At 65.2% G+C, this 26,531-nt stretch carries 24 protein-coding genes and 3 tRNA genes; 13 read left to right on the forward strand and 14 right to left on the reverse strand.

Annotation, left to right across the window (positions count from 1 at the left end; all coding sequences use genetic code 11):
- Positions 1 to 22: 22 nt before the first annotated feature.
- The 6 genes from AC1DQ3_RS16230 to AC1DQ3_RS16255 all read left to right on the forward strand — a co-directional run bounded on the left by AC1DQ3_RS16230 (position 23) and on the right by AC1DQ3_RS16255 (position 6,198).
- On the forward strand, positions 23 to 640 hold the full coding sequence (locus AC1DQ3_RS16230) for a GbsR/MarR family transcriptional regulator (protein ID WP_477121189.1): 618 nt from the start codon (positions 23 to 25) through the stop codon (positions 638 to 640).
- A 4-nt stretch (positions 641 to 644) separates the two neighbouring features.
- Positions 645 to 2,021, forward strand: a complete 1,377-nt coding sequence (locus tag AC1DQ3_RS16235) for a cytochrome ubiquinol oxidase subunit I (RefSeq protein ID WP_477121190.1) — start codon at positions 645 to 647, stop codon at positions 2,019 to 2,021.
- A complete protein-coding gene (locus AC1DQ3_RS16240; RefSeq protein ID WP_477121191.1) occupies positions 2,018 to 3,040 on the forward strand; it encodes a cytochrome d ubiquinol oxidase subunit II in 1,023 nt (340 codons plus the stop codon). Before AC1DQ3_RS16235 ends, AC1DQ3_RS16240 begins: the two co-directional genes overlap by 4 nt.
- A 46-nt stretch (positions 3,041 to 3,086) precedes the next feature.
- The gene (locus AC1DQ3_RS16245) at positions 3,087 to 4,067 is read left to right on the forward strand and encodes an oxygenase MpaB family protein (RefSeq protein ID WP_477121192.1); all 981 of its coding nucleotides are present in this window, start codon (positions 3,087 to 3,089) and stop codon (positions 4,065 to 4,067) included.
- An 18-nt stretch (positions 4,068 to 4,085) separates the two neighbouring features.
- Positions 4,086 to 4,715 carry a 3'-5' exonuclease gene (locus AC1DQ3_RS16250; protein ID WP_477121193.1) on the forward strand — a complete coding sequence of 210 codons (630 nt, stop codon included), beginning with the start codon at positions 4,086 to 4,088 and terminating at the stop codon, positions 4,713 to 4,715.
- Between the two features lie 235 nt (positions 4,716 to 4,950).
- A complete protein-coding gene (locus AC1DQ3_RS16255; protein WP_477121194.1) occupies positions 4,951 to 6,198 on the forward strand; it encodes a GGDEF domain-containing protein in 1,248 nt (415 codons plus the stop codon).
- Positions 6,199 to 6,348: 150 nt separating this feature from the next.
- Here AC1DQ3_RS16255 and AC1DQ3_RS16260 read toward each other — a convergent pair.
- Positions 6,349 to 6,423 (reverse strand) — tRNA-Thr (locus AC1DQ3_RS16260).
- A gap of 393 nt (positions 6,424 to 6,816) precedes the next feature.
- Here AC1DQ3_RS16260 and AC1DQ3_RS16265 point away from each other — a divergent pair.
- The 4 genes from AC1DQ3_RS16265 to AC1DQ3_RS16280 are packed head-to-tail and all read left to right on the forward strand — an operon-like array spanning position 6,817 to position 10,993.
- Complete coding sequence (locus AC1DQ3_RS16265; RefSeq protein WP_477121195.1) at positions 6,817 to 7,560, forward strand: DUF3348 domain-containing protein; 744 nt, start codon at positions 6,817 to 6,819, stop codon at positions 7,558 to 7,560.
- A gap of 10 nt (positions 7,561 to 7,570) precedes the next feature.
- Positions 7,571 to 9,667 carry a DUF802 domain-containing protein gene (locus AC1DQ3_RS16270; RefSeq protein ID WP_477121196.1) on the forward strand — a complete coding sequence of 699 codons (2,097 nt, stop codon included), beginning with the start codon at positions 7,571 to 7,573 and terminating at the stop codon, positions 9,665 to 9,667.
- Positions 9,664 to 10,311 (forward strand): OmpA family protein, encoded by a 648-nt coding sequence (locus AC1DQ3_RS16275; RefSeq protein WP_477121197.1) that lies wholly within the window; start codon positions 9,664 to 9,666, stop codon positions 10,309 to 10,311. Before AC1DQ3_RS16270 ends, AC1DQ3_RS16275 begins: the two co-directional genes overlap by 4 nt.
- Entirely contained in the window at positions 10,304 to 10,993 is a 690-nt protein-coding gene (locus tag AC1DQ3_RS16280) for a DUF2894 domain-containing protein (protein ID WP_477121198.1), read from the forward strand. The genes AC1DQ3_RS16275 and AC1DQ3_RS16280 overlap by 8 nt, the downstream gene beginning before the upstream one ends.
- Before the next feature lie 332 nt (positions 10,994 to 11,325).
- Here the strand turns inward: AC1DQ3_RS16280 and AC1DQ3_RS16285 are convergent, their stop codons facing one another.
- The 5 genes from AC1DQ3_RS16285 to AC1DQ3_RS16305 form a co-directional block, all read right to left on the reverse strand.
- The gene (locus tag AC1DQ3_RS16285; RefSeq protein WP_477121199.1) at positions 11,326 to 11,784 is read right to left on the reverse strand and encodes a hypothetical protein; all 459 of its coding nucleotides are present in this window, start codon (positions 11,782 to 11,784) and stop codon (positions 11,326 to 11,328) included.
- A 428-nt stretch (positions 11,785 to 12,212) separates the two neighbouring features.
- Positions 12,213 to 12,288: transfer RNA gene (locus AC1DQ3_RS16290), tRNA-Gly, on the reverse strand.
- Positions 12,289 to 12,293: 5 nt separating this feature from the next.
- Positions 12,294 to 12,369: transfer RNA gene (locus tag AC1DQ3_RS16295), tRNA-Asn, on the reverse strand.
- Between the two features lie 180 nt (positions 12,370 to 12,549).
- Entirely contained in the window at positions 12,550 to 13,977 is a 1,428-nt protein-coding gene (locus AC1DQ3_RS16300; protein ID WP_477121200.1) for a heavy metal sensor histidine kinase, read from the reverse strand.
- Complete coding sequence (locus tag AC1DQ3_RS16305) at positions 13,977 to 14,651, reverse strand: heavy metal response regulator transcription factor (protein ID WP_477121201.1); 675 nt, start codon at positions 14,649 to 14,651, stop codon at positions 13,977 to 13,979. Before AC1DQ3_RS16305 ends, AC1DQ3_RS16300 begins: the two co-directional genes overlap by 1 nt.
- A gap of 278 nt (positions 14,652 to 14,929) precedes the next feature.
- Between AC1DQ3_RS16305 and AC1DQ3_RS16310 the strand changes: the two genes are divergently transcribed.
- The gene (locus AC1DQ3_RS16310; RefSeq protein ID WP_477121202.1) at positions 14,930 to 15,256 is read left to right on the forward strand and encodes a DUF4148 domain-containing protein; all 327 of its coding nucleotides are present in this window, start codon (positions 14,930 to 14,932) and stop codon (positions 15,254 to 15,256) included.
- Positions 15,257 to 15,471: 215 nt separating this feature from the next.
- On the opposite strand, the gene AC1DQ3_RS16315 is transcribed toward AC1DQ3_RS16310, so the two are convergent.
- The 6 genes from AC1DQ3_RS16315 to badH form a co-directional block, all read right to left on the reverse strand.
- Positions 15,472 to 15,762, reverse strand: coding sequence for a hypothetical protein (locus AC1DQ3_RS16315; RefSeq protein ID WP_477121203.1), 291 nt, complete (start codon positions 15,760 to 15,762; stop codon positions 15,472 to 15,474).
- A 543-nt stretch (positions 15,763 to 16,305) separates the two neighbouring features.
- A complete protein-coding gene (locus AC1DQ3_RS16320) occupies positions 16,306 to 16,623 on the reverse strand; it encodes an amino acid ABC transporter permease (protein ID WP_477121204.1) in 318 nt (105 codons plus the stop codon).
- A 183-nt stretch (positions 16,624 to 16,806) separates the two neighbouring features.
- A complete protein-coding gene (aliA, locus tag AC1DQ3_RS16325) occupies positions 16,807 to 18,450 on the reverse strand; it encodes a cyclohexanecarboxylate-CoA ligase (RefSeq protein ID WP_477121205.1) in 1,644 nt (547 codons plus the stop codon).
- Between the two features lie 58 nt (positions 18,451 to 18,508).
- Positions 18,509 to 19,660 carry a cyclohexanecarboxyl-CoA dehydrogenase gene (gene aliB / locus AC1DQ3_RS16330; protein WP_477121206.1) on the reverse strand — a complete coding sequence of 384 codons (1,152 nt, stop codon included), beginning with the start codon at positions 19,658 to 19,660 and terminating at the stop codon, positions 18,509 to 18,511.
- 106 nt (positions 19,661 to 19,766) lie between these two features.
- Complete coding sequence (gene badI / locus AC1DQ3_RS16335) at positions 19,767 to 20,549, reverse strand: 2-ketocyclohexanecarboxyl-CoA hydrolase (RefSeq protein ID WP_477121207.1); 783 nt, start codon at positions 20,547 to 20,549, stop codon at positions 19,767 to 19,769.
- 61 nt (positions 20,550 to 20,610) lie between these two features.
- On the reverse strand, positions 20,611 to 21,378 hold the full coding sequence (gene badH / locus AC1DQ3_RS16340) for a 2-hydroxycyclohexanecarboxyl-CoA dehydrogenase (RefSeq protein WP_477121208.1): 768 nt from the start codon (positions 21,376 to 21,378) through the stop codon (positions 20,611 to 20,613).
- A 135-nt stretch (positions 21,379 to 21,513) separates the two neighbouring features.
- On the opposite strand from badH, the gene AC1DQ3_RS16345 reads away from it, so the two are divergent.
- Positions 21,514 to 22,032, forward strand: a complete 519-nt coding sequence (locus AC1DQ3_RS16345) for a MarR family winged helix-turn-helix transcriptional regulator (protein WP_477121294.1) — start codon at positions 21,514 to 21,516, stop codon at positions 22,030 to 22,032.
- Positions 22,033 to 22,219: 187 nt separating this feature from the next.
- Entirely contained in the window at positions 22,220 to 22,561 is a 342-nt protein-coding gene (locus AC1DQ3_RS16350; RefSeq protein WP_477121209.1) for a DUF190 domain-containing protein, read from the forward strand.
- Positions 22,562 to 22,573: 12 nt separating this feature from the next.
- Here AC1DQ3_RS16350 and AC1DQ3_RS16355 read toward each other — a convergent pair whose 3' ends face one another.
- Together AC1DQ3_RS16355 and AC1DQ3_RS16360 are read right to left on the reverse strand one after the other, a co-directional pair.
- Entirely contained in the window at positions 22,574 to 24,058 is a 1,485-nt protein-coding gene (locus tag AC1DQ3_RS16355; RefSeq protein WP_477121210.1) for an MDR family MFS transporter, read from the reverse strand.
- Positions 24,059 to 24,406: 348 nt separating this feature from the next.
- The gene (locus AC1DQ3_RS16360; protein WP_477121211.1) at positions 24,407 to 26,356 is read right to left on the reverse strand and encodes a methyl-accepting chemotaxis protein; all 1,950 of its coding nucleotides are present in this window, start codon (positions 26,354 to 26,356) and stop codon (positions 24,407 to 24,409) included.
- Positions 26,357 to 26,531 lie beyond the last annotated feature (175 nt).

Here is a 26,531-nt window from a genome sequence, read left to right on the forward strand (position 1 = left end):
TAAAAATTCAAAACAAACAAGCATGCATCTCTCGCCCCTGATCCAGCGCTTCGTGCTCCATTTCGGCGAGATGGGCAGCCGCTGGGGCATCAACCGTACGGTCGGGCAGATCTACGCCCTGCTGTTTACCGCCTCCCGCCCGCTCAATGCCGACGAGATCGCCGAGGCGCTGGGTTTTTCGCGCTCCAACGTCAGCATCGGCCTGAAGGAGCTGGAGTCGTGGAACCTGGTGAAGCTGTCGCACCAGCCGGGCGACCGCCGCGAGTATTTCTCGGCGCCGGACGATGTCTGGGCAATCTTTCGCACGCTGGCCGAGGAGCGCCGCCGGCGCGAGATCGATCCCACCTTGTCGATGCTGCGCGAAGTGCAGCTGGAGACCCCCGCCGATCCGAACGACCGTCATGCGCAAGAGCGGATGACGGAGATGTACCAGCTGATCCTGCTGGTAACGAGCTGGTTCGGCGAGATCCAGAAGCTGGACGTGGCCACGCTGGAGAAGCTGATGAAGCTCGGCTCCAAGGTCAACAAGCTGCTTGATGTGAAGGACAAGCTCAGCGTTGCCATCGGCGGCAAGGCCCGCGCCGACAAACCCCCTGCCAGTGCCGTGAAGGCCAGGTCGACCCGCACCCGGAAGGAGTAGATCCATGTTTTCGTCGCTGGACCCGGTGGTGCTTGCGCGCGTGCAGTTTGCCGCCAACATCACGTTCCACATCCTGTTTCCCACCATCAGCATCGCGCTGACCTGGGTGCTGCTGTTCTTCAAGCTGCGCTTCAGCAAGACCGGCGACGACCGCTGGATGGCGGCCTACCGCTTCTGGGTCAAGATCTTTGCCCTGACCTTCGCGCTGGGCGTGGTGAGCGGCGTCACCATGAGTTTCCAGTTCGGCACCAACTGGCCGGGCTATATGGAAACCGTCGGCAATGTGGCCGGCCCGCTGCTGGCCTACGAGGTGCTGACGGCGTTCTTCCTGGAGGCCACCTTCCTTGGCATCATGCTGTTCGGCATGCGCCGGGTCAGCAACCGCACGCATACCATCGCCACGCTGCTGGTGGCGGGCGGCACCACCTTGTCGGCCTTCTGGATCCTGGCGCTGAACTCGTGGATGCAAACCCCGGCGGGATTCGAGATGATCGATGGCCGCGCGCACGTGACGAGCTGGCTGGCGGTGATCTTCAATCCGTCCTTCCCTTACCGCTTCGTCCATATGCTGCTGGCCTCGGGCCTGACCGTGGCCTTCCTGCTGGCGGGCCTCTCGGCCTACCGCTGGCTGCGCGGCGACCGCGCGCCGGAAGTGCTGTCGTCGCTGCGCACCGGCGTGACCATCGCGGCGGCGCTGATCCCGCTGCAGATCGTGGCGGGCGACCTGCACGGCCTGAACACCCTGCATCACCAGCCGGCCAAGATCGCCGCCATGGAGGGTATCTGGAAGACGGAAAAAGGCGCGCCCGCGGTGCTGTTCGGCCTGCCTGACGCGACCACGCAAAGCAACCATTTCGAGATCGCCATTCCCAAGCTGGCTTCGATCTACCTGACGCATAGCGCGGACGGCGAGGTCAAGGGCATCGACGCCTTTGGCGACAAGCACCCGCCGGTAGCGCCGCTGTTCTTTGCCTTTCGCATCATGGTGGGCGTGGGCCTGCTGATGCTGGCGGTGTCGTGGGCGGCGGCGTGGCAGCTGCGCCGCGGCGGCCAGCCCGCGCCGTGGATGGCAAGGGCCCTGGTTGCCATGACCTTCTCCGGCTGGGTGGCGCTGGTGGCCGGCTGGTACGTCACCGAGATCGGCCGCCAGCCTTACCTGGTGTACGGCGTGCTGACCACCGCGCAGGCCGCCTCCAAGGTGCCGGCGGCCATGATCGGCGCCACGCTGGCGATGTATCTCGCGCTCTACCTGGCACTGATCGCCGCCTATGTCTCGGTGGTCTTCTACCTGGCCCGCAAGGCGGGAACCGCCCCCGACGTGGGCGGCGGGATCGAAACCCCTCAAGCCGTGTTGCCTGGCCAATTGCGGAGCGCAGAATGAACGACCTGACCCAACCCGCCGGCTGGATGCCGCTGGTGTTCCTGGCCCTGATGGGCATCTCGATGCTGATCTACGTGATCCTGGACGGCTACGACCTGGGCGTGGGCGTGCTGCTGCGCCGCGCGGACGATGCCGACAAGGACACCATGATCGCCTCGATCGGCCCCTTCTGGGACGCCAATGAAACCTGGCTGGTGCTCGGCGTGGGCCTGCTGCTCACGGCCTTCCCCATCGCGCACGGCATGATCCTGACCCAGCTCTATCTGCCGGTGGCGCTGATGCTGGCGGGGCTGATCATCCGCGGCGTGGCATTCGACTTCCGCGTGAAGGCGCGCGCCCACCACAAGCCTTGGTGGAACCGCGCGTTCTACGCCGGCTCGCTGCTGGCCGGCTTCTCGCAGGGCCTGATGCTCGGCCTGTACATCACCGGCTTCCAGCACGGCTGGCTGGACCTGGCCTTCGCGGTGGGGGTGGGGCTGTGCCTCGTGGCCGGCTACTGCCTGCTGGGCGCGGGCTGGCTGATCATGAAAACCAGCGGCAGCCTGCAGCGGCGCGCCATGTACTGGGCGCGGCGCAGCCTGTGGCTGACCGGCATCGGCGTGGCGGCGATCTCGCTGGTCACGCCGATGGTGAGCCAGCGCATCTTCGACAAATGGTTCTCGCTGCCCAACATCATCCTGCTGGCGCCGATCCCGCTGGTCACCGTGGCGCTGCTCGTCATCATCGACCGCCTGCTGCGGCGCATGCCGGCCATGCACGACCACGGCAACGACCGCTGGTGCTGGGTGCCGTTTGCCGGCACCGCGGTGATCTTCCTGATGGCGTTCAACGGCCTGGCATACAGCATCTTCCCCTACCTGGTGGTGGACAAGATCGACATCTGGCAGGCGGCGAGCGCGCCGGAGTCGCTCGGCGTGATCCTGGTCGGCGCGGCGATCGTGCTGCCCACCATCCTGGGCTACACGCTGTATGCCTACCGTGTATTCTGGGGCAAGGCGACCGACCTGCATTACTACTGAGCGATAATAGGGATCGGTCGAATCCGCACGCAAACTGCAGGCACCCATGAGCGGCTCGCAAGGCCACCAACCCGGCACCCCACCCTCCACGCCCCAGGCCGGCACGCTTCGCCGGCGGTGGCTCGACCGTCTGCGCGCCCAGGCGGGCGCACAGGTGCGGGGCCTGACCCGCAGCAACTCCGGCCTCAGCCTCGACTACGACAACCCGCCCGGCGACCCCGGCCTGTTTGGCCCGGAAGCGGTCTGCTGGCGGGTGCATGCGGATTTCCCGGCCATGCTGGCAGGCGGCGTCAGCGCCTTGCTGATGCAGACCATGCATCCGCTTGCGCTGGCCGGCGTGTGGGATCACTCCACCTTCCGCACCGATATGCAGGGCCGGCTGGGGCGCACCGCGCAGTTCATTGCCGGCACCACCTACGGCAGCCGCGCCGATGCGCTGGCGCTGATCGAGCGCGTCAAGCGCATCCACGCCGTGGTCAAGGGCACTGCCCCGGACGGCCGCCCGTACGCGGCCGACGATCCCGCGCTGCTGACCTGGGTCCATGTGGCCGAGGTGTCGAGCTTTCTCACTGCTTACCTGCGCTATGTCGGACCGCTCTCCACGGCCGAACAGGACCGCTACTACGCCGAGGTGGCGCGTATCGCCGAGATGCTGGGCGCGACGGACGTGCCGCGCAGCGCCGCCGCCATCGCCGCCTACCTGGAGCGCATGCGCCCGCAGCTGGCCGCGAGCGACCGGACCCGCGAAGTGGTGAAGCTGGTCATGGCGATGCCCGTGGCCAGTCCCCTGCTGGTCCCGGCGGTGCGTATCATGGGCGATGCCGGCATCGCGCTCCTGCCGGGCTGGGTGCAGCGCGAACTTGGCCTGCATGGCGCCAAGGCAATCCGCCGGCCGGTTTCGCTGGCCGGCATGCGCGTGCTGGCGCCGACCTTGCGCTGGGCGCTCGGCAGCGGGCTGGCGGCGCGGGCGCGGCGGCGCGCGGCAAAGCCGGTGCCGGCGGCGCTGACCCAAACGAAAGTCGGATGAACCCCAAAGGGAAATGACATGCAGACCGTTGCGGTTCTGGATTTTGAAACGACGGGACTGTCGCCGCGTCAAGGCGACCGGGCTACGGAAATTGCTGTGATCCTGTTGCGCGACGGGGAAATCGTCGACCGTTATCAAAGCCTGATGAATGCGGGAAGACGCATCCCCTCGGATGTCGTGAACCTCACGGGCATCACAAACGACATGATTGCGTCGGCACCCGCCGCGTCGACGGTGATGCGCGAAGCGGCCCGGTTCGTCGGCAAGCATCCCGTGGTGGCCCACAACGCGGGCTTCGACCGAAGGTTCTGGCAAGCTGAACTCGCGCACCTGGGGATGCCGGCCGATCAGTCCTTCGCCTGCACGATGCTGGTTTCGAGGCGTGTCTACCCGCAGGCCCGCAACCACAGGCTGTCGACGCTGGTGGAGATGCTGCGGCTGCCCCAGGCCGGACGTGCACACCGTGCGATGGCCGATGCGCAGATGACCTGTCACCTCTGGCACCGGCTGCAGCGCGATATCGCGCAGACTTATGGCATGCGTCGGGTTGATTACGACCTCATCGCCCGTGTGCAGGCGACCAGCAGCGCCAAGGTTCCGGCGCTGCTGCGCTCGCTGGGTGGCAGCGACGGTGACGCTGCGCAATAGTCCGGCTTCGCTCTCCGGCGGGCAAGGACCGCCGTCGGGTTTCCCCTATTGACCTGATTGTCGTGGGCTTGGTATGGCAGTGACCGGCAGTGACCGGGCAACAAGGTGCTGGCCTGTTTGCCGGTCGGGACGCTCACGTGTTGCCCCCACAACGGCGGGGGCCTTTACTTCTGCGTGCGGGTTATGATTGGCACTTCGTCGTGGCTGCCTTGGCGGAGCGCTATTGAACTCAACCATGATCTCGCAATCGCAACCCACTTTTGGGATCGACCGCCTGCGGGTCGAATTCGCCAGCCAGGAGCTAGAGCAAGACTTCCAGGCCGACCAGCTGGATCGCGTTCATGCCTCGCTGCACAGCACGCTGAGCTTCTGTTCGCTTTTCTATCTTGCATTTGCGTTGACCGATGTCGGGGCACTGGGGTACACCCGGGATGTGCTGACACTGTTCCTTGCCCGCGCGCTCGTCGCGGTCACGGCGTTCACCGGGCTCTACCTGATCCGTCTTCGGCCCAGGTCACTCGTCGCCCCTCGACTCGCGGCAACCGCGGCTGAAGTCGTAGGGATGGCGGCGTTCATGCTGGTCGCCTGGCACCGCCCTCACGAGATGCCCTGGCATGCGATGTCCATGTGCATCATGCTGATCGTCGTCTACATTTTCATCCCGAATCGATTGATCGTCGCGCAGGCCATTGCGTTCGCCAGCACGGCCGTCTTCATCGTGATCGCTGTCAACCTGGCGAACCTCACGGCATCCGATGTGCTGACGATGTCGATGCTCCTGCTGCTGGCCAACAGCTTCGGTGTGGTGGCTGCCAGGCGATACCAAAGCCTCCGGCGCGACGAATACAGGGTCCAGTTGACGCTGAAGCAGCTTTCCGTCCGGGACCATCTCACGGGATGCTTCAACCGGCGGCACCTGTATGACCATCTGCTGAACGCTGAATTCTCGCGAGCACAGCGCTCGGGCCATTGCCTGTCGATCATCGCGTGCGATATCGACCACTTCAAGGTGATCAACGACACCTACGGCCACCAGATCGGAGATGCTGTCCTGCGTGATATCGCGGCCATCCTCCAGGAGAAAACCCGCGAGCATATTGACAGCGTTGTCCGGCATGGCGGCGAGGAGTTCATCCTGGTCTTGCCGCAAACCGCTCTGGATGACGCCGTGCAAATTGCCGAACGCCTGCGCGGCGCGATTGCCGGCAAGGCAACGATTGTCGGTGCCAGCCAGCGCGTCGTGGCAACGGCAAGCTTTGGCGTAGTTGCCGTCAATTTTGCGACTGCGGTGGAGGGCGCGACCGGACAGACCTTGATCGCCGCGGCCGATGCGCTTCTCTACGCCGCAAAAAAAGCCGGTCGTGACAACATTCAGTCAAGTGAGTTGCATGCCTGTCTTTCAGGCCGGGAGGGGGCTTCGCCGATCCATTCTGCCGCCGCAACCGAGCACGCTGTTCGCCTTGCTACCTGCGTCCGGGTGTAAATCCAGGCTTCGCTTCGCCGGCGGCATCACGGTGTCGGGCTTTATGTTCGGGGGAGTGCGTCAGTGTCAGTCGAACCTGGCATTACGGAATATGGCGCAGGACTGACCGATGGAACGAACCTGACTTCGGGGGGGGAATGCAAAAAGAGATGGTGCCCATGGGCAGGATCGAACTGCCGACCTCTCCCTTACCAAGGGAGTGCTCTACCACTGAGCCACATGGGCAGTTACTGACCGTCAACTGCAACGACTTGCTCCCTTGCCTGATGCAACGGAGCGGGAGACGAGATTGCCATCGCCGCCCATAATCTACTCATAACCCATTGATTCTTAAGAAGTTTTTCGACTTCCCGCTGAATCGATGGACTGCATTATGGACTAATCACCCCTGCTCGGCAACCCCCTTGTCGCGAAAGTTTCCATCGGCATTGCGTTCGCGAAACCTGGCGCCCGAACGGGCGAGGATGCTGACGATCGTGTGGAGCTTGCGCCGCCGCCGCTGACGACAGTGTCGTGGCTCTGCCTGCTTGTTGGTAGTTCAGTTGGTAGTTCAAAGCGAAAGGGAGTGGGACCCTCCCCCGCCGGCGTGTAAACTAGTCGGTTTTTGACTCCGCCGGTATGGTGCAAGTGTCACAGCGCACAAGTTTCAGCGGCCCGACGCTCATACGCCTGCTTGCGCGCCTGACGGACGTCGCTGTTCCCGAATCCAGGCAATCGCTCTCGGACCAACTGAGCCAGTGGCTCGGCTGGGCTGACGCCATCGAGCTGTCCGCGGCCCTGAACGGCAATCCGCCGTCGATGCCATCCGGCGCGCGAACCTTCGGCAGCGCCGAGGAGCGCGATTGCACCCGTGTGCGAACTGCGTTGGCGGATGCCATCGCCGGCGATGGCGCATCCGCCAACGCCAGGCGGCGCGGGCAGGCGCAGGCCTTCACCCAGGGGGAGCCCATGGATGCTGCCGCCGATTTCGCGACTTATCGTCAGCGTTATCTCGCTATGCAGCAGGCGATGGAGATGGACATCGGCAACCTGCGCGGCCGCCTGCGGGCGATGCTGGCCGCCAGGACGCCCGGCATGTCCCGGCTCGCGGTGGTGGATGCCGTCATGGAGCGGGCGCTCAGTGCGCGCGAGCGCAGTCTGCTTGCTGCCGTGCCGGTGTTGCTCGAAGGGCACTTCAAGCGTTTGCGGCAGGCGGAGCAGGCGACGCTGGCCGACGCCCAGGCCTCGGGGGAGCCCGCGGCAGTCACGCCCGGCGCATGGCTGGATGCGTTCCGCAAGGATATGCGGAGCGTTTTGCTTGCCGAACTGGATATTCGTTTTCAACCGGTCGAAGGGCTGCTCGCGGCCCTTCGCTCCAGCTAACCAGGACGCCATGTCCAGATATCTTTTTAATTTCGCTGTTTTCCTGGTGGGTCTGGTTGCCGTGTGCTGGATCGGCGCCGGCTACGCCGGTTCGAACGCGCTGGCGCTGTCCGTCACGATGCTGGTCGGCGCCTGCTACCTGGCAGGCGCGCTCGAGCTGAAACGCTATCACCAGGCCACCGCCACCCTGGCGAGGGCAGTGGCGGGCCTGTCCCAGCCTCCGGCCAGCCTGGGCGCCTGGCTGGATCAATTGCACCCCAGCCTGCGCAATGCGACGCGCCTGCGCATCGAGGGTGAGCGCGTGGGCTTGCCGGGGCCGGCGCTGACGCCGTATTTCGTGGGCTTGCTGGTGCTGCTGGGCATGCTTGGCACGTTCCTGGGCATGGTGGCCACCCTGAAGGGCACCGGGATGGCGCTGGAGAGCGCTACGGACCTGCAGGCCATCCGCGCTTCGCTGGCCGCGCCGGTCAAGGGCCTGGGATTTGCGTTCGGCACTTCGGTCGCGGGCGTGGCCACCTCCGCGATGCTGGGGCTGCTTTCCGCGCTGTCCCGGCGCGAGCGCCTCCAGGCGGCGCAAATGCTCGACGAGAAGATCGCGACGACATTGCGTATCCACTCGCTGACGCACCAGCGCGAGGAAACCTTCAAGCTCCTGCAGCGGCAGGCCGAGGTGATGCCCACCCTGGTCGATCGGCTGCAGGCCATGATGGCTGCCATGGAGCAGCAGAGCCTGGCCTTGAACGAGCGGCAGATCGCCAGCCAGGACGCCTTCCACACCAAGACCGAGGCTGCGTACAGCCGCCTGGCTGCCTCCGTGGAACAGTCCATGAAGGAGAGCGTCGCCGAGAGCGCCCGCGCAGCCGGCACGGCGATCCAGCCGGCCGTGGATGCCACGATGGCAAGCCTCGCTCGCGAGACGGCCTCGTTGCACGACACCGTCACACAAGCCGTGCAGCGGCAACTGGACGGCCTGTCGACCGGTTTCGAAGCCGCGACCGGTACCGTGGCGGACATCTGGAACGAAGCGCTGGCGGGGCACCAGCGATCGAGCGAGGCGCTGACCCAGGACCTGCGTGCCTCGCTGGTTCGATTCGCCGACACCTTCGAGCAACGCTCCGCAGGCCTGCTGGAAGGCGTCTCCACCCGCCTGGAAGCCACTGCGGGCAGCATGACGGAAGCATGGTGCAACGCGCTGTCCCAGCACGAACGCGTCAGCGAGAAACTGGCGGGCGACAACCAACAGGCCTTGGCCGCGGCTGCGGCGACCCTGGAGCAGCAGTCGGCGTCGCTGGTGCGCACGGTGGGCCAGTCGCATGTTGACCTGCACGCGGAACTGGCATCGCGGGACCAGCAGCGGCTGGCGGCCTGGACCGGGACGCTCGGTTCGATGGCCGCCACGCTGAGCACGCAATGGGAGCAGGCGGGCACGCACAATGCGGGCCGGCAGCAGGAAGTCTGCGACACGCTGGCCCGGACCGCGCGCGAGATATCTGCCCAGACGCAGGCGCACGCCAGCAACACCATCGCCGAAATCTCCCGGCTTGTGCAAGCGGCTTCGGAGGCCCCCAAGGCCGCGGCCGACGTCATCGGCGAACTGCGCCAAAAACTCTCCGACAGCATGGTCCGCGACAACGCGATGCTGGAGGAGCGCAGCCGCCTGCTGGAAACGCTGGAAACCCTGCTCGATGCCGTGAACCATGCCTCCACCGAGCAGCGGACGGCCGTCGATGCGCTGGTCGGCACCACGGCGGATCTGCTTGATCGTGTCGGCACCCGGTTCACCGACAAGGTCGAGACCGAAACCGGGAAGCTGGAAGCCGTCGCCGCGCAGGTCACCGGCAGTGCCGTCGAGGTGGCAAGCCTGGGCGAAGCATTCGGCATGGCCGTGCAATTGTTCGGCGAGTCGAACGACAAGCTGGTGGCCCACCTGCAGCGCATCGAGGCCTCGCTGGACAAGTCCGTCGCGCGGAGCGACGAACAGCTTGCCTACTACGTGGCGCAGGCCAGGGAAGTCATCGATCTGAGCATGATGTCGCAGAAGCAGATCGTCGAAGAGCTGCGGCAGATCGCCGGTCGGCAGGCGCCCGCCGGCGTCGAAGCAGCATGAGCGAGGACATCGACGCCGGCGTAGAGCCGACAGTGCCGATATGGGCCGTCTTCGGCGACCTGATGTCGGTGCTGCTGGGCGCTTTTGTCCTGATCCTGGTGGGCGTCATCGGCGTGCAGCTGGAACTCTCGACCAGGCTGGAAGAGGAGGTCAGACAGCGGCAGGAGGAGAAGCATCGCCGCGAGGCCCTGGAGCAGGCGCTGGCGGGGCCGCTGGCGGCGGGCCGGGTGACGCTGGTCAACGGGCGCATCGGCATCAGCGGCAGTGTGCTGTTCGCCCGCAACTCCGATCAATTGCAGCCCGAAGGCCGCGAAGTGTTGAAGAGCCTGGCCGCGCCGCTGTCCGCTTACCTCCGGGCCCGAGAGGAGATCCTGATGGTGAGCGGCTTTACCGATGACCAGCGGATGCGGGAGGGCAACCGCCGGTTCGCCGACAACTGGGAGCTGTCGGCCCAGCGCGCGTTGACGGTAACCCGTGCGTTGATCGAGGAAGGCCTCCCGCCCTCCTCGGTATTCGCGGCCGCGTTCGGCTCCCAGCAGCCCGTGACCTCGAATGCCGACGACGCGGGGCGGGCCAGGAACCGGCGCGTGGAAATTGCGCCAATCCCCAGGCCGTCCACCGCTACGGTGAAACCCCGTGAGTAGTGACGAGACTGACGAGACGCGCGCCGGCAAGACATCCGAAGCCCGGGCCACGCTCGACGCATGGCGCGAGCGAGGCGCCGACCGCCTGGATCCCGTGCGCTTTCATTTCATCGAGGCGCTGGCGCGACGGGCGGCCGGCCACAGCGGCGATGCGCGAGCCATCCTGGACGACAAGCTGTCCAAACTGCTCCAGGCCTATGCCGGCGATCTTGAAAACGCCGCATGCAAGGCTGGCGATATCGACGATATCGGCGGCAAACCATCGCCATGCGAGCCCGCTCGCGGGGCGCTTGCCGGACTGATCGATTACATCGCCAGCCAGGCACCAGCGGACGGAGGCGGCCCCGCAGCGATTCACGCGGTGCCCCCGCGCGCAGCCTATCCCGAACTGAAGGTGCTCGATTACTTCAGGGAGGCCTGGTCCAGGGTCAGTACCGATCGGCAGTTGCGGCAGTCGCTGGAGCAGGTGCCCGATAATGCCGGCCCGCTCAACTCGAGCCGCCTCGTACATCGGTCGCTCTCACTGATGCGCGAACTCTCGCCAGGATACCTCCGCCAGTTCCTGTCGTACGTCGACGCCTTGTCGTGGATGGAGCAGGTAAACGGCGGCGGCGCCTTGGCGGGTAAAGAGGCGCCTCGCGCCGGGAATGCCAGGAAGAGCGCTCGTGGCAGACCACGCTAGCGCCGGTGCCCGTAAGGCACGCACCGACCTGGACAACATTGGCGCGATCAGTTCGCCATCCACCAGGCCGCCCTGCATCAGGTACGCCTATCGGCCAGACGTTTTTTTCTCGTAAAACCATGACACTGTCGCCGCGAACAAACTGAACAGCACCGCGAATACCACTGCTTGCCCCCCTTGGTTCCAAGTCGGCAATTGATGCGTAGGGCCGTACGCCCATTGAAATGCAGGACCAATGACAGCTTCAAATATCGCAATAATTAATCCCGTAGTAATGAGCCAGAGAAGTAAAAAATATGTCCAGCGAAACAATTCAAATCTAGTCTTTGGCTTCATTTATTCCAGTCTCCATCAATCTTCCGCTCCGGCGCTCTCTTGTTGATGATGGCAACAGCACCGGAATACAGGGTGCCTGCACCCAATCCTATTAACGAGAAGAGCACGATTCTGCGAGGCGCCCGTTCACCCCAGAAATATCGGTTTGTCCAGATTGTTTCCCAGGCCCCGACATAGAATGCCCCTTCAAAAAAAAGCCAGATCAACAGAGCGCAGGCAAAGCCTCCTATAATGTACCGAATCCGGTACCGGGAGAATTTCCATTCAATTAAAACCAGCAGCGGCCAACCCACAACTGCAACCAGGATGGTTCCAACTAAAAAGAACAGGAAAGCCCCACCTACTTCAAACGGCGCATCTTTCGCCCACGAATAGGCCACAAATGGAAGAGAAACAGTCAACCCGCCGCATATGGGTAACGCCAGAAATCTTAGAATTCGGTTGGGGCTAGTCATTGACATACCTTCACTCGCTTTCCATTCTCGCCAACGGTCTCTAGGCCGTTGAAAGCAAAACCAGCGAGCAGTCACCTGCCAGCAGTTCGAGAGTGTTATTGCTGCGAAGGATTGCGTCTATAGGATAAATATCGAAAACGCCGCGAGTCTTCCCAAACAGGTTCGAACGCTGCGTTCTTGAGGAGATTTCAGGATAGCTACCGAAGGAGAAGCGCCTTTGCTTGTCGCCCCGGCAGTGGCGGAAATGCCAGCTTTTGCCGCCTTCGGCTGATACGGCGAGGGACAGTCCGGTCGGTATCGGATGGACTAGATGGTGCTGGCTGCCAGGCTGGTGGATTCCAGGTGGAACCCGCTGGAATGAAAAAAGGGGCTTTCGCCCCTTTTTTCAAGGACGTACAGACTTCCGTGGAACTCTGTACGCGTATGTCTGGAGCGGGAGACGAGGCTCGAACTCGCGACCTCAACCTTGGCAAGGTTGCGCTCTACCAACTGAGCTACTCCCGCTTATCTGGCTCCCCGACCTGGGCTCGAACCAGGGACCTACGGATTAACAGTCCGGCGCTCTACCAACTGAGCTATCGGGGAACAATCTCCGTTTCCTGCTGCTTGCTGCTGCTACTTGCGAAACGGAGGCCGCATTCTACAACAAGCTTTTTGATTTTTGAACAGGTTTTTTTGCAGCGGGCGTGAATTGAGTGGCGCCGGCCATGTTTCGCGCTTCGGACCGGGTGGGAGGAAGCCGTACCTTGAGCACAGGCCGCAACATCACGCGAAGTGCCGAACCGGTGCGGCATCGGCCATCCCTGCCGGAAAAAGCAGCCTGAACACCGTGGTACCCCCAACCTCCGACTCCACCTCGACGCGGCCGTGGTGCAAGTCCATGATCGACTTCACAATGGCCAGGCCGATGCCTGCCGACTCCCCTGAGTTGGCACGGGCGGGATCGCCCCGGAAGAAGCGGTCGAACAGCCTGGGCAGGTGTTCCCGCGCGATGCCGGCGCCAGGGTTGCGCACCTCGATGCTGATGCCGTCCGGCGTGGAACGTGCCGCCAGCACCACCGTCTGCCCGGCCGGCGTGTAGCGGATGGCATTGGCCACCAGGTTGCTGACCGCGCGCCGCAGCAGCAGTGGATCGGCCTCCACCGCGCCGCCCCCGTCCACCGCAATCGCCACGCCGCGCGCCTCGGCCAGCCCTTCGAAGTAATCCGACAGCGCGCCCAGTTCGCGCGCCAGGTCCAGGCGCGCGGGCTTGACGGCCACGCGGGCGTTCTCCGCCCGCGCGAGAAACAGCATGTTCTCGATCATGCGGGCAAGCCGCTCGTATTCCTCGATATTGGAGGCCAGCAAGGCCTGGTACTCGTCGGCGCTGCGTTCGCTCGCCAGCGCGACCTGGCTCTGGCCCAGCAGGTTGCCGATCGGCGTGCGGAAATCGTGCGCCAGATCGGCCGAAAACTGTGAGAGCCGCTCAAAGCCATCGCGCAAGCGGTCCATCATCTGCTGCAAGGCCGCGGCCAGTTCCTCCAGTTCGGGCGGCAACTGCGCCGGGTCCACCGGCAACGCCAGGCGCCGCACCGTGACCGACGAGGCACCGGCGGCGATGCGCCGCAGCGGCGCCATGCCGGCGCGCAGCACCAGGTAGCCGAGCGCGGCCACCGCCAGCGCGCCGAGCAGTCCGGCCAGCAGCAGCTTGGTGCGGTAGGCGCGCAACATCGTGGTGCGCGAGATGGCGGTCTGGTAGAGCGTGAACGTCAGCGGCGGCGCGGCCGCATGCCGACGCACGAGGGCACTTACGCCGTGCACGGGATAGCCTTGCTGCTGCGTCCAGGTGCGGATCGACGCGGGGTCGAACGGTGTATCCGCGGCAAGTGGAGGCAAATCGGGCGGTGGCTCCTTGCCGGTATTGGCGGATACCAGCAAGGAGCCGCCGGATGCGCGCACGACCAGAGCGAACTCCTCGTTGCCGGACACCACGCCGGCCACCTCCCGCCACTCGCCGGCACGGGAGCCCAGTTCCGCCAGTTCCGCCAGTTCGCCACGCACGCGCACCGCCTTGCGCAGCAATTCGGCATCGTCGCGCTCGATCACCTGCGTGGCGAGCGCGCAGTAGAGGTAGGCGCCCACGCCGCCGAACACGAGCGCGGCGACCAGGCCAAAGGCGAGCGCCAGGCGGGCGGTGAGCGAGATCCTGCGCATCAGGTGTGTCGGCTCTCCAGCACATAGCCCATGCCGCGTACGGTATGGATCAGCTTGGGCTGGAAGTCATCGTCCATCTTGGCCCGCAGGCGGCGCACCGCCACGTCGACCACATTGGTATCGCTGTCGAAGTTCATATCCCAGACATGGGAGGCGATCTGGGTACGGCTGAGCACTTCGCTGTGCCGTCGCGCCAGGAAATGCAGCAGCGAGAACTCGCGCGGCGTAAGCTCGATCCGGCGCCCCGCGCGCGTCACGCGATGGCGGATCAGGTCGATCTCCAGGTCTTCGATCTCGATGCGGTCGGCTTCCCGTACCGGTCCACGCCGCAGCAGCGTGCGCACGCGCGCCAGCAACTCGACGAAGGCAAACGGCTTGGCGAGATAGTCGTCGCCGCCCAGCTCCAGGCCACGCACGCGATCCTCCACCTCGTCGCGCGCGGTAAGGAACAGCACCGGCGTGTCCTTGTGCTCGCGCAGTTGCTTGAGCACTTCCCAACCGTTCATGCCGGGCAGCATCACGTCCAGGATCACCAGGTCGTAGCTGACATCCAGCGCCTGGTGCAGGCCGTCGGCGCCGGTCACGGCCAGGTCGACCACGAAGGCGGACTCGGTGAGCCCCTTGCGCAGGTATTCGCCCGTCTTGGGCTCGTCCTCCACCACCAGAATTCTCATGATCGCCCTCGTCTAGCCGGTGCATGCAAGGCGCGCAGCGGCGCCCCGCATGCCGGATGATAGCCCCCGCCGCGCCGCCCTTGAATGACAAATCTGTAATCGATCGACAGCGTTCCCCGCCCCCTGCGACAAGGGGCGCAGATGACACGATTGTAATGAGATGGTCAGGCTCGGGTCAGTGCCCGGGGCCAATACTGGGTACAGCCTTTCCATCATGTCGATGAAAGCGCCGCGGCCCAGGCGATAGCGGGCCATTTCACCGAAAGAGGTAATGCATCATGAAAGCACTGATTCGCACTGTAATGATCTCCTGCGCCCTGGCCGTGCCAGCCGTGTCTTTCGCGCAAAGCGAGCAGGCGCCGATCACCCGCGCCGAAGTCCGCGCCGACCTGATTCGCCTGGAACAGGCGGGCTACCGGCCTGGCGGTGGCGAAAACGCCCACTATCCGCAGGACATCCAGGCGGCGGAAGCCAAGGTGCAAGCGGAGAACGCTGCCGCCAGTACCGCCGCGCAGAGCACGCCGCAGGCGACCAGCAACCCGTCGATGGCTAGCGCCCAACTCCGCATCGATGCTGTGCGCACCCCCTTCTACTACGGCGCATAACGCACAACGCCGCCGCAGGCTACGCGCTCCGGTCGCACGCGACCGGAGCGCGGCATTCGTCATGCGAATCACGGGCGGCGGCGGCGAGCCGAGCACTACGAACACTAATCACGGGGCTCGTTCCGCGCACCTCGCGCGAGGGCGTTGAATCAAGTCCACTGTCACGCCCCGAGCCGGGGCCATTCCCGCCGATGGCTGACGAGGGTCGAGACCACCTATGGCAAATTCTTGCCCGGAAGCAAAGGGATCTTCCCATGCTGGCTGCCGCCACGAACTTCGTATCGATTCCTGGCACGCGCCCGCCCCTTGTCGCGCCCTGCCGCAATGAGGCCATCGCTATCGAGCAGTCGGCGGCTGCCGACGGGATGGGCAGATCCTCCACCGAAATCGGCGCCAATCCTGACTTCTTCGCCCATTCCGCCTTTAACGTACTGCGCATGAGCCGATGCGGCAGTGGCTGCCAGGGTGGCAACTGCTACAAGGGTCAACAAGCGGATCCCGCTCATGAGATTCTCCTCTCTTTGGAATTCGCAGCCAGCACCGACATCCGCGCGCGGGCCTCGCCCGCGTCACCGGCCGTCGGAAAACAGGTCTGGCCCGCCACATTTTTTGGCTCCGCGAGCATAATGTGGGCCGGGCACTTGTGCTGTAAGTATTTGTTAATACCCCCGGGCCGCCGCGGCCAGCCGAAGCGACGTCACCGGCGGGCAAGGCGAACAGCTGGGAAACGCGCTGGTCTCGGGCCGCAAGAGTGCATACCGATCACTTGCGAAAAGCGCTCCTCGCCTGGGCCGGCGCAGCTTGTCGATGCGCTGATCATGACGACACCTTCGTGTCATGCAGATTGCCGATTGGTATTGCCCGAGCAAGGGCTTCGCGCTGCGTATGGAAGTCAGGGAGAACGGCAAGATTCGCGGATCGACACGACCGCAATCACGCCGCCCGGCGAGTCGCGTTGATCCCTGTCACTGTATCGTGTCAGCAAGTAAAGCCCGCTGGTTGCGGGCTTTACCCGGTTTGCGGCAACCGTCGCCGCGGAGCCAGACGGCTCAGGTCCCGGCAACAGGTGCCGGCACAGCCTTCTTGGTTTGCTTCTTGTGCGACGACTTCTTCGACTTCGAGTCCGTCAGGTCGGCGCGCGAACTCTTGTTTGCGCCCTGCGTATACGGATCGAACTTGTCGCCAGACTTGGCCCCGTCGGTATAGGGGTCGGCCTTGCCAGCCTTGGCACCATCGGTGTACGGGTCCGGCTTTCCGGCCTTCGCCCCCTGGGTGTAGGGATCGACCTTGCCGGTGTTTTGCGCCTGCGCGGCGATGGAAGCAGCCCCAAGGCACAGAGCGAAAGCGGTAGCGACAATCTTCTTCATGACATTTCCTTGGAAGGCCGCCGTCCGGGCGGCTATGAGCACGCGAACATTGAGCCGGCCAGACAGACCAGCTTTCCACTAAACGCATCGTATCAGGCGTCCGTTGACTTGACATTCAGCCTTTTTCCCCTTAGAGCCGGGGCGTGCGCCGGATGCTCAACGGTGCCAGGGACGGATGACTTTTCAAAGTGTGCCGTCGCTCAACATGTCGCGCAGCCTGAACTTCTGGATCTTCCCGGAGGGTGTGGCAGGCATCGTGTCGCGCACGACCAGCCGCTCGGGGATGTACTGGATCGCGACTTTCTGCGCCTTGAGGAAGTCCAGCATGCCGGCGAAGTCGAGACGCTGGCCCGGCTTGGGCACGACCACGGCGCAGGCTCGCTCGCCGAGCCGCTGGTCGGTATAGGCGACGATGGCGACTTGCGATACGGCGGGGTGCTTGTAGAGCAGCGCCTCGATCTCGAACACGGGGATGTTCTCGCCACCGCGGATGATCACGTCCTTGCTGCGTCCGCTGATGCGGATGTAGCCATTGACGTCCATGCGAGCCAGGTCGCCGGTGTCAAACCAGCCGTCGGCATCCGTGCCGTTCAGATGCGGCCGCTTCAGGTAGCCACCAAAATTCGAGCAGGCGCGCACGACAAGCCTGCCAACCTCAGCGGGTGGCAGCGGCTTCCCGTCGGAATCGATGACCTGCAGCTCGACCCCCGGGAGCGGGCAACCGTCTGTGGTGAACGCAAGATGGTCCTCGTCATCGAGCCTGATCAGGGTGACGGCACCGCTCTCCGTCATGCCCCACGCCGATACGATCTTCGTGCCTAGCACCTGGCGCGCCTGCTCGACCAGCGGGCCCGGGATGGGCGCCCCGGCGCACAGGAAGGTCCGCAGGCTTGGCACGGCACGGCCGGTCTCCTGGACCGTCTTGGTGAGGTCCGTCAGGAATGGCGTCGAGGCCATCGTGAAGCTGACGCCTTCGGCGCGGATGACTTCGATGGCCTTGCCCGGCTCCCAGGTGTCTTGCAGGACCACGCTGGCCTGCAGCATGACGGGCATCATCAGGCCGTACATGAAGCCGGTCTGGTGCGCCATTGGCGATGCCATCAGCACGACGTCGCCATGGCCCAGATTCAAACGCTCGGCGTAAGGCAGGATGTTGGCCATCAAGGTGTTGGCCGAGTGCATCACGCCTTTGGGCTCGCCGGTCGTGCCGGATGTGTAGATCAGCTGCGTGATGTCGTCTGGACCGGGCCGGTGGCTTGCGAGGATGGCTTTGGCATCCGGCTCCTTCTCCCACGCTGGCGTTGCAAGCAATGCCTCGAAGTCATCGGCACCGTCGCCGCCCACGACGACGATGCGCCGCAGGAATGGCAAACCCGGTTGCAAGGATCTGGCCATTGCCTCGTGATCAAAGCCCCGGAACACCTTCGGCACGATCAGGACTTTCGCCTCTGAGTGCTTGAGCATGAACGAGAGCTCGCGCTCCCGGAAGATATGCATCAGAGGATTGAGCACCGCACCGATGCGCGAGCAGGCCAGATAGAGCAGGCTGAACTCCCACCAGTTCGGCAGTTGCATCGCCACGACGTCATTGCGGCCCACGCCCAGGCGGGCCAGTCCCACGGCGATCCGGTCCGCCATCGCGCCCAGCTGGCGATAGGTGAAGCGCCGTGTTTCCCCCGTTTCGCCCCGTACCGCCGTCAGTGCGAGCTTGCCCGGACAGGCAGCAATGCAGGCGTCCAGATCGTCATTGATCGTGCGATCGTGCCAGTGGCCTTTGGCGATGCTCTGCGCGCGGCGTGGCGCCAGCAGGACGGCGTCGAATTCCATGGGGGGTCTCCTTTTGTCGTTATTTGGAACAAGCAGGAACAAGCAGGAACAAGCCTGATCAGGCCGGCACCGCGCCACGGCCGGCGCGGTCGCGGGCGATGATGGTCTTCATGATCTGGGTGGTGCCGTCGCCGATCTGGAATCCCAGCACATCGCGCAGGCGCTGCTCCATCAAGCCGCGGTCATAGCCGCCATGCCCATGCATCAGCAGGCATTGGTGCACGACGTCGTAGGCGAGCTTCGGAGCCCACCACTTGCACATGGCCGCCTCCGCGCTGTGCGGCGCGCCGTTATCCTTCAACCACAGCGCCTGCAGGCACAGCAGCCGTGCCGCCACGGCCTGTGTATCGAAGTCGGCCAGCGGATGCGATACACCCTGGAACGCGGAAAGCGGCTTGCCGAACGCCTGCCGTTCCGCGACATAGGCCCAGGTTTCCTCAAGCGCGACGCGGGCCACGGCGAGTACCTGAAGCCCGATCAGCGCCCGCGAGAAGTCGAAGCCCTGCATCACCTGCACAAAGCCCTTGTCCTCGTCGCCGAGCCGGTGGTCCACCGGGACACGCACGTTCTCGAAGAAGATCGAACCCCGCCCGATCGCTCGTTGCCCGTGGCAGTTGAAGCGGTTGGTCGTGATCCCGGGCAGGTCCATGGGCACGAGGAGCGCCGTGACGCCGTGCGCAGCGGACTCGACGGTGCCGGTACGTCCGAATACGACCGCCGCGTCGGCCTGGTCGGCTGCCGAGATCGATGTCTTCTCGCCGTTGATCACGTACGCGTCGCCGACACGCTCGACCCGCAGCCGCAGGTTGGCAGCATCCGAGCCACCGCGCGGTTCGGTCAGCGCGATCGCCAGCAACGCTTCGCCGCGCGTGAGCCGCGTCAACCAGGGGCGCACCACCTCCGGCTTGCCGTGGTGCGCAAGGATCTGCCCGTTGAGCGAAGCCAGGAGGTTGATGTACGAGAGGCTCAGGTCGGCCCGGGCCACCTCCTCGTGGATGACGCCGGCGGCAAGGCACCCGAGGCCTTGACCGCCATGCTCCTCCGGCAGTTCCGGGGCGATGAACCCCATCTCGCCCATCTCCCGCATGAGGGTACGATCAAGGACGCGGGACGCATCGCGCTCCTGGTAGCCCGGCGCGATGCGATCGGTAGCGAAGCGCCGTGCGTGGTCGCCAAGTGTTACGAGGTCTTCATTGAGATAGGGGTTCATTCGCTTGTCTCCTGGGTGAGCAGGGGAAAAAAACGGGGCTGGCGCGCGGCGGGCGCGCCAATTGGCATGCGTGAAATCGATCGGCAGCGAGGCTTGCCGGCCGCTCTTACTTTGCGTACTTTCGGAACTCCGGCTTGCGTTTTTCCTTGAGCGCTGCCACGCCTTCGCGCGATTCCTCGGTGTCGTAGTACAGCTTCAACGCGTACATGCCCATGCCGGCGATGCCGCTCTGGTGTGCCGTGTCCATGTTGAAGCTGCGCTTGGCGATGGCCAGTGCCGTAGGGCTGCGCTCGCAGAGTTCTTCTCCCCACTTCTGCACTTCCGCGTCCAGCTGGTCGTGCGGCACGCACGCATTGGCGAGGCCCATCGCGACGGCCTCCTGGCCCGAATAGCGCCGGCACATGTACCAGATTTCACGGGCCTTCTTCTCGCCGACCACCCGTGCGAGGAACGCGGTTCCATAACCTGGATCGACCGATCCCATCTTCGGCCCTACCTGGCCGAAGATCGCCTTCTCCGAACAGAGGGTCAGATCGCAGATCGTGCACAGCACATTGCCGCCGCCGATCGCGAAACCCTGCACGCGCGCAATCACGGGCTTGGGCACGTTGCGGATGGCGTCGTGCAGTTCTTCCATCGGCAGGCCGATGGTGCCCCGGCCGTCATAGTTGCCGTCGTGCGCCGACTGGTCGCCGCCCGTGCAGAAGGCGCGGTCGCCGGCGCCGGCCAGAACGATGGCCCCTACGGCCTTGTCGTAGCCGGCCTTGTTCAGGGCCTTGATCAGTTCATCGCAGGTCTGGCCGCGGAACGAGTTCATCTTGTCCGGCCGGTTGATGGTGATCCAGGCCACGCCGTTGCGGTTCTCGTACAGAATGTCTTCGAAGTTCATTGCGCTATCTCCACTTTTCTCACTTTTCTCACTTGTCTCACTTGTCTTGTGTTTGCCGGCGTCAGCCGTTCATCGTCAGGCCGCCGGACACGCTCAGCACCTGGCCAGTGATGAAGGCAGCGTCATCGCTGGCAAAGAACACGATCGCGCCGGGCAGGTCTTCCGGCTGGCCGATGCGGCCCAGCGGGATGGAGCGGGTGAAGGCTTCCATCAGCTTTTCCGGGTTGCCGGCGCCTTGCTTGTAGTCCGCGAACAGCGCCGTGTCGGTCGGCCCTGGACACACCACGTTGACGGTGATGCCGTGGCGCGCATGCTCGCGCGCGATGGTCTTTGAGAACGACACCAGACCGCCCTTGCAGGCGGCATAGACGGCCTCCCCGGAGGAGCCCACCCGTGCCGCGTCGGAGGCGATGTTGACGATGCGCCCGCGCTTGCGCTCCACCATGCCGGGCAACACGGCGTGGTGCATATGCAGCGCGCCAGTCAGGTTGATGGCGATCAGGCGCTCCCACTGCGCCGGTTCGGTCTTGGTGAACGGCTTGAATATGTCCCAGCCAGCGTTATTCACCAGCACGTCGATGGGGCCAAGCTGGCTCACGGTGGCGGCAACCGCCGCATCCACGCTGGCGCGGTCCGTGATGTCGCACTGGAACGCCTCCGCCCGGCCGCCTTCCTCGCGGATCCGGGCAGCCACCTGCCTTGCCGCTTCCAGGTTCAGGTCCAGCACCGCCACGGCAGCGCTTTCGCGTGCGAAGCGCCGGCAGGTCGCCCCGCCGATGCCGCCACCACCACCGGTCACGATGACCGTCTTGCCTTCGAGTCCTTGCACAGTGTTCTCCTTCCAGGTCCAGGGTGCTATCGTGCGGCTGACGCGCCGCGCGCCAGCCGTTAAATAGGTAAATATATTGACGTATATTAGGCGTGCGACCAAACCAATGCAAGCAAGACCACCCAGGAATTCATGATGGTTAACCCCGATTTTGAAGACGATCTCGCCCCGGCGGCGCGCATGGAAATGGCAAACAGGCTGTTCTTTCGCCTATACCAATGCGCAAATATGTTGCATAAAACGGGATCGAGAGCCGTGGAGGCCGAAGGCCTGACGACACAGCAATGGGCGGTGCTGGGGGCACTTTCCAGGCCGCAGGCGGCCGAGGGCATGAGCGTGGGGGACCTGGCCCGCTACCTGATGGTGAGCCGGCAGAACCTGTCCGGCCTGGTGAGCCGCATGGAGCGCGACGGACACCTGAGCCTGGCGCCCGACGGGCGCGACCGGCGCTCGCGGCTGGTCACCATGACCGAGACCGGCCGCCATGTGTGGCTGAAACTGGCGCAACCCAAGATCCGCGACTACTACGAGCGGGCGCTGACCGATTTTTCAACCAGCGACATCACCCACACGCTGCATTACCTGCTCAAGTTGCTGGAAAACATGAAGGAACTGGATGCCGAAGGGCCCGTTGCGGAGGAAGCGCCGGAGTGAGGGCGAGGGCCGTGGCGGACCACAAGGAAGTCCGGCGCGGACGAACCAGGGTTAACCCTCGGATAATGCGCGTGTCAGGCTGCCCGCGGCGGCTGGCCTAAACTGGAGAAAGCACCTTGCCGCGGCGGCCGTCCATGCCACGGTCGCGGCACGCGGAGGCCGTGGCGGGGCGCGCAGGGGGGCTATCGTGCAAGGCTTCCAGCTCACGCTCTTCACCATCGAGAACCGGCGCCACCACGGCAAGCAGTTGTCGCACTGGCTGCTGCAGGTCCTGCGGGACCTGCATATCCGCGGTGCCACGCACACAGTGGCGGCGGAAGGCATCGGCCATGACCGCCGCTTCCACACCTGGCATTTCATGGAACTGGCCGACCGGCCGGAAGAAATCACCGTGATTGCCACGGAGGAGGAAGTGCAGCGCTTGTTCGACCGGCTGGCCGAGGAAGACATCCAGGTGTTCTACGCCAAGACGCCGGTGGAATTCGGCTTCCTGGGAAAAAGCACGTCAGGGGCGCAACCGGGCCCCTGACCTCGCCAGCCATCATTCCATGCTCGCCGCCATGCCGTCGCTCTTGCTGCCGCGCAAGGTGGCTTCCGGCAGGCGCGCCACCAGGAAGGGCGCCACCAGCGACACCACGGCACTGAGCAGGAACAGGATGCGGAACGCCACTTCGGCGGCGGCACGCACCGCACCCGCATCGGCGGCATCGCCGCCTGTGATGGCGCGGCGGAACATGCTCATCAGGATGTCTTCGCCACCCTTCAGGTCCGATACGCCCATGCCGCCGTGGCGCAACAGGGCGATCAGCACCGTGGTCAGCACCGCCACGCCGACCGCGCCGCCCAGCATGCGCGAGAAGGAGGTCAGCGCCGTGGCCACGCCGACCTGGTGCGCGGGCACCGCGTTCTGGGTGGCCACCATCGCACTGGGCAATTGCAGGCCGATGGCCAGGCCGAGCAGCACCATCACCAGCGCGGTCAGCACCGCCGCATGCGGATCGACGAACGCCAGCGCCACGATCGCAAGCGGCGCGACCAGCGTGCCCACCAGTTGCTGCGGCTTATAGCGGCCGCTCCAGGACATCAGCCGCCCCGAGAAAAACGCACCGAACGGGATGGCCAGCGTCAGCGGCACCAGCCGCAGCGCGGCGGTGTCGGCCTGCACGCCGCCCACCACCTGGAAACGCAGCGGCAACAGCACGGACATGGCGATCAACTGGAAAAAGCACAGGAACAGCGCGATGCAGCAGATCGCGACGGTCGGCACCCGCAGCATGTCCAGCGGGATCATCGGCTCGCTGGCCCGGCGCGCCTGCCACACGAACAGCACCATGGCGACCAGGCCCGCCACCAGCAAGCCAAGGGTCTGCGGCGTCGCGGCCGACTGGCCCTGCCCGAGCCGCGTCAGGAACACCAGCACACCGCTCAGGCCACCGCCGAACAGCAGCGCCCCAAGGTAATCGATACGATGGCGGCGCCCGCCCGCCGGCAGGTGCCTGAGCGTGCGGCGGACCACCACCAGCGCGACCAGCGCCAGCGGCAGGTTGATCCAGAAAATCCAGCGCCACGACAGGTAGTGCGCCAGGTAGCCGCCGATCACCGGGCCAGCCATGCTGGCCACGGCCCACACGCCGCTCACATAGCCCTGGTAGCGGCCACGGTCGCGCAGCGGCACCACATCGGCGATGGTGGCTTGCGCCACCGAGATCAGGCCGCCGCCGCCCAGGCCTTGCAGGATGCGCGCGATGATCAGTTGCGGCATGGTCTGCGCCAGCGCGCAGGCTACCGAGGCCAGCAGGAACAGCACGATGGCAAACGACAGCACCGAGCGCCGCCCCAGCAAGTCCGACAGCTTGCCGTAGATCGGGGTCACCACGGTGGACGCCACCAGGTAAGCCGAGATCACCCACGCCATCTCCTCGAAGCCATTGAGCTGCAGCGCGATGTCCGGCAGCACCACGGCGACGATCGATTGCTCGAGCGCGCCCAGCAGGATGGCCAGCATCAGGCCGAAGATGACTTGCATCACCGGTACCGGCGGCATGGCCGGAGGCCCGGACGCCGCATTGCCGTGGCTGCCGGCACCTCCGGCGGGGGCCGGGGCAGAGCCCGACGACACGGAAACTGCGCAGGTGGGTGAAGAGACGATAGAAGGCGGAATGGCAACCGTCGGAAACGACGGCACGGAGACGGCGGTCATGGGCTGGCGGGAGAGAGAACGCACTGCGGGGACATGGAGTGCGATGCCGCCGCGCACGGGTGGCATCGCTCCTGCCTGTTTTTTATACAAGGGCGTAATTGTAGGCCTAAGCCTTCCACCTTGCAGCCGCGCCCGGCCGGCTCGCCGGGCCCCGTTTCGGAACGACGCGCAAGTTCAGAAGGATTCCCAGTCGCCATTGGCCACGGCGAGGGCCGGCGCGCTCGCGGCGCGGCGCGGCGCGGATGATACGGCCGGCACAGGCTTGGCCTGGCGAGCGGCCGGGACCGACTTGGAAGACAGCACCGGTTCGCGCGCCTGGCGCACCACCGGCGCACGGGTCTTGCCAGGCAGCACAGGCTCGCGGGAGGGCCTGACCGCGCCAGTACGCGGCGCTGCCGCCGCGGGCCGGGTGGCTATCCTGGCGGTGGCGGCCGGCACCACACGGGCGGCGGGCGCGGCTTGTACTGCTTGCAGCAGCGGGGCGGCCGGGGCCACACGTGCTTTCGCCACCGCTTGCAGCGCCGGTGCCCGAGCCGCTTCGCGAGGCTGCACCGCGCGCGCATCCGCCGGTGCTACCTGGAAACGGGACACCTCGTCCACCAGCCCGGCAGCCTGCTGCTGCAGGCTCTCGGCGGCGGCGGCGGCCTGCTCGACCAGTGCGGCATTCTGCTGCGTCACGCTTTCCATCTGGCTGATGGCGCGGTTGACCTGTTCGATGCCGGACGACTGCTCCTCGCTGGCCGCGGCGATCTCGCCCATGATGTCAGTCACGCGCTTCACCGCGCCAACGATATCGTCCATGGTGCGGCCGGCGTCCTCCACCTGCCTGGCGCCATGGGCTACCTGCCCCACCGAGCCATTGATCAGTTGCCCGATCTCCTTGGCTGCCGACGAAGAGCGCTGGGCCAGGCTGCGCACCTCGGCCGCCACCACGCTGAAGCCCCGCCCCTGCTCGCCGGCACGGGCGGCTTCCACCGCCGCGTTCAGTGCCAGGATATTGGTCTGGAAGGCAATCCCCTCGATCACGCCGACGATCTCCGCGACCTTGGCCGACGATTGCGAAATTTGCTGCATGGTCTCGACCACGCCGCGCACGGCGCGCCCGCCCTCGATCGCCACGCCGGAGGCACTGGCCGCCAGCTCATTGGCATGCCGTGCATTCGCGGCATTCTGCTTGACCGTGGAGGTGAGCTGCTCCATCGAGGCAGCGGTCTGCTCAAGCGACGCAGCCTGTTCTTCGGTGCGCTGGGAAAGATCGGTGTTGCCGCTGGCGATTTCGCGGGTGGCGCCATCGATGGAGCGGCTCGCGCCCTGTATGCCGTGCACCAGCGTCGCCAGTTGGCCGAAAGCGCGCCCCAGCGCGCCCAGCATGCGGCCCATTTCGTCGTCGCTCCTCACCTTGATGGCGTACGTCAGGTTGCCGTGCGCCAGCGCCTGTGCCGCTTCCAGCGCCTGGTGCGCCGGCCGCGTGATCGAACGCGTGATGCCGACGCCCAAGGCCACCGCCAGGGCCACCGCCACCGCAGCCAGGCCCAGCAGCAGGTCGCGGGCCATCTCGTAGCTGGCGCCCGCCTCCTGCACGGCAGCCTGCGCTGCCTTGCGTCCGACCTCGGTCAGTTCGCTCAACTGGTCGAAATAAGGCGCCTGGGCCGCCGGCAGGGTCGCCACCAGCGCGCTGCGCGCGCCATCGAACTCACCAGCCTCCAATTGGCGCAGCACCATGTCGAGCTGGCCGTTATAGGCATTGCGTGCTTCGATCAGGCGGCGAAAAACCTGCTGAACTTCCGGGCTGCCGGACTTGGAAAGGGACTGCCCCACTTCATCCAGGGTGGAACCCATGCCCTGGCGCAATGTGCCGATGCGTTCGGCGTTGCGCCGTACCGCAAGCGGATCCTCGTTCAGCGTGGCATCGCGCACCAGGATGCCAACCTGCAGCGCAGCCTGCTTGACGTGTTCGACCTCCAGCACCTTGCCCAAGCGCGCTGCCACGGTCACGCGCATCGTTTCGTCCATGGTGCGCAGGGACATCATGCCCAGCGCCGCCACGGCAGCCATCAGCAACGTCATCAACGAGAACGCCAACGTCAGGCGCGCCCCAATGCCAAAGTTTCGCAACCAACGCATCTTCCGGCTCCTTTTCTATTATTATTCCGCGCGCTTTTTCCGCGTCCCGGACAGATTTCCGGGGCGACGCCGCATCGCGGACTTAACGGCAGGGAACGAGGCAAGCTTGAGGGTTGCAGCAAGACATTTTCGAACATTTCCGAAGAAAGCGAAAAATACGGAAATAAAAGGGGAA

The organism is Cupriavidus sp. 01T418 (assembly GCF_056398885.1).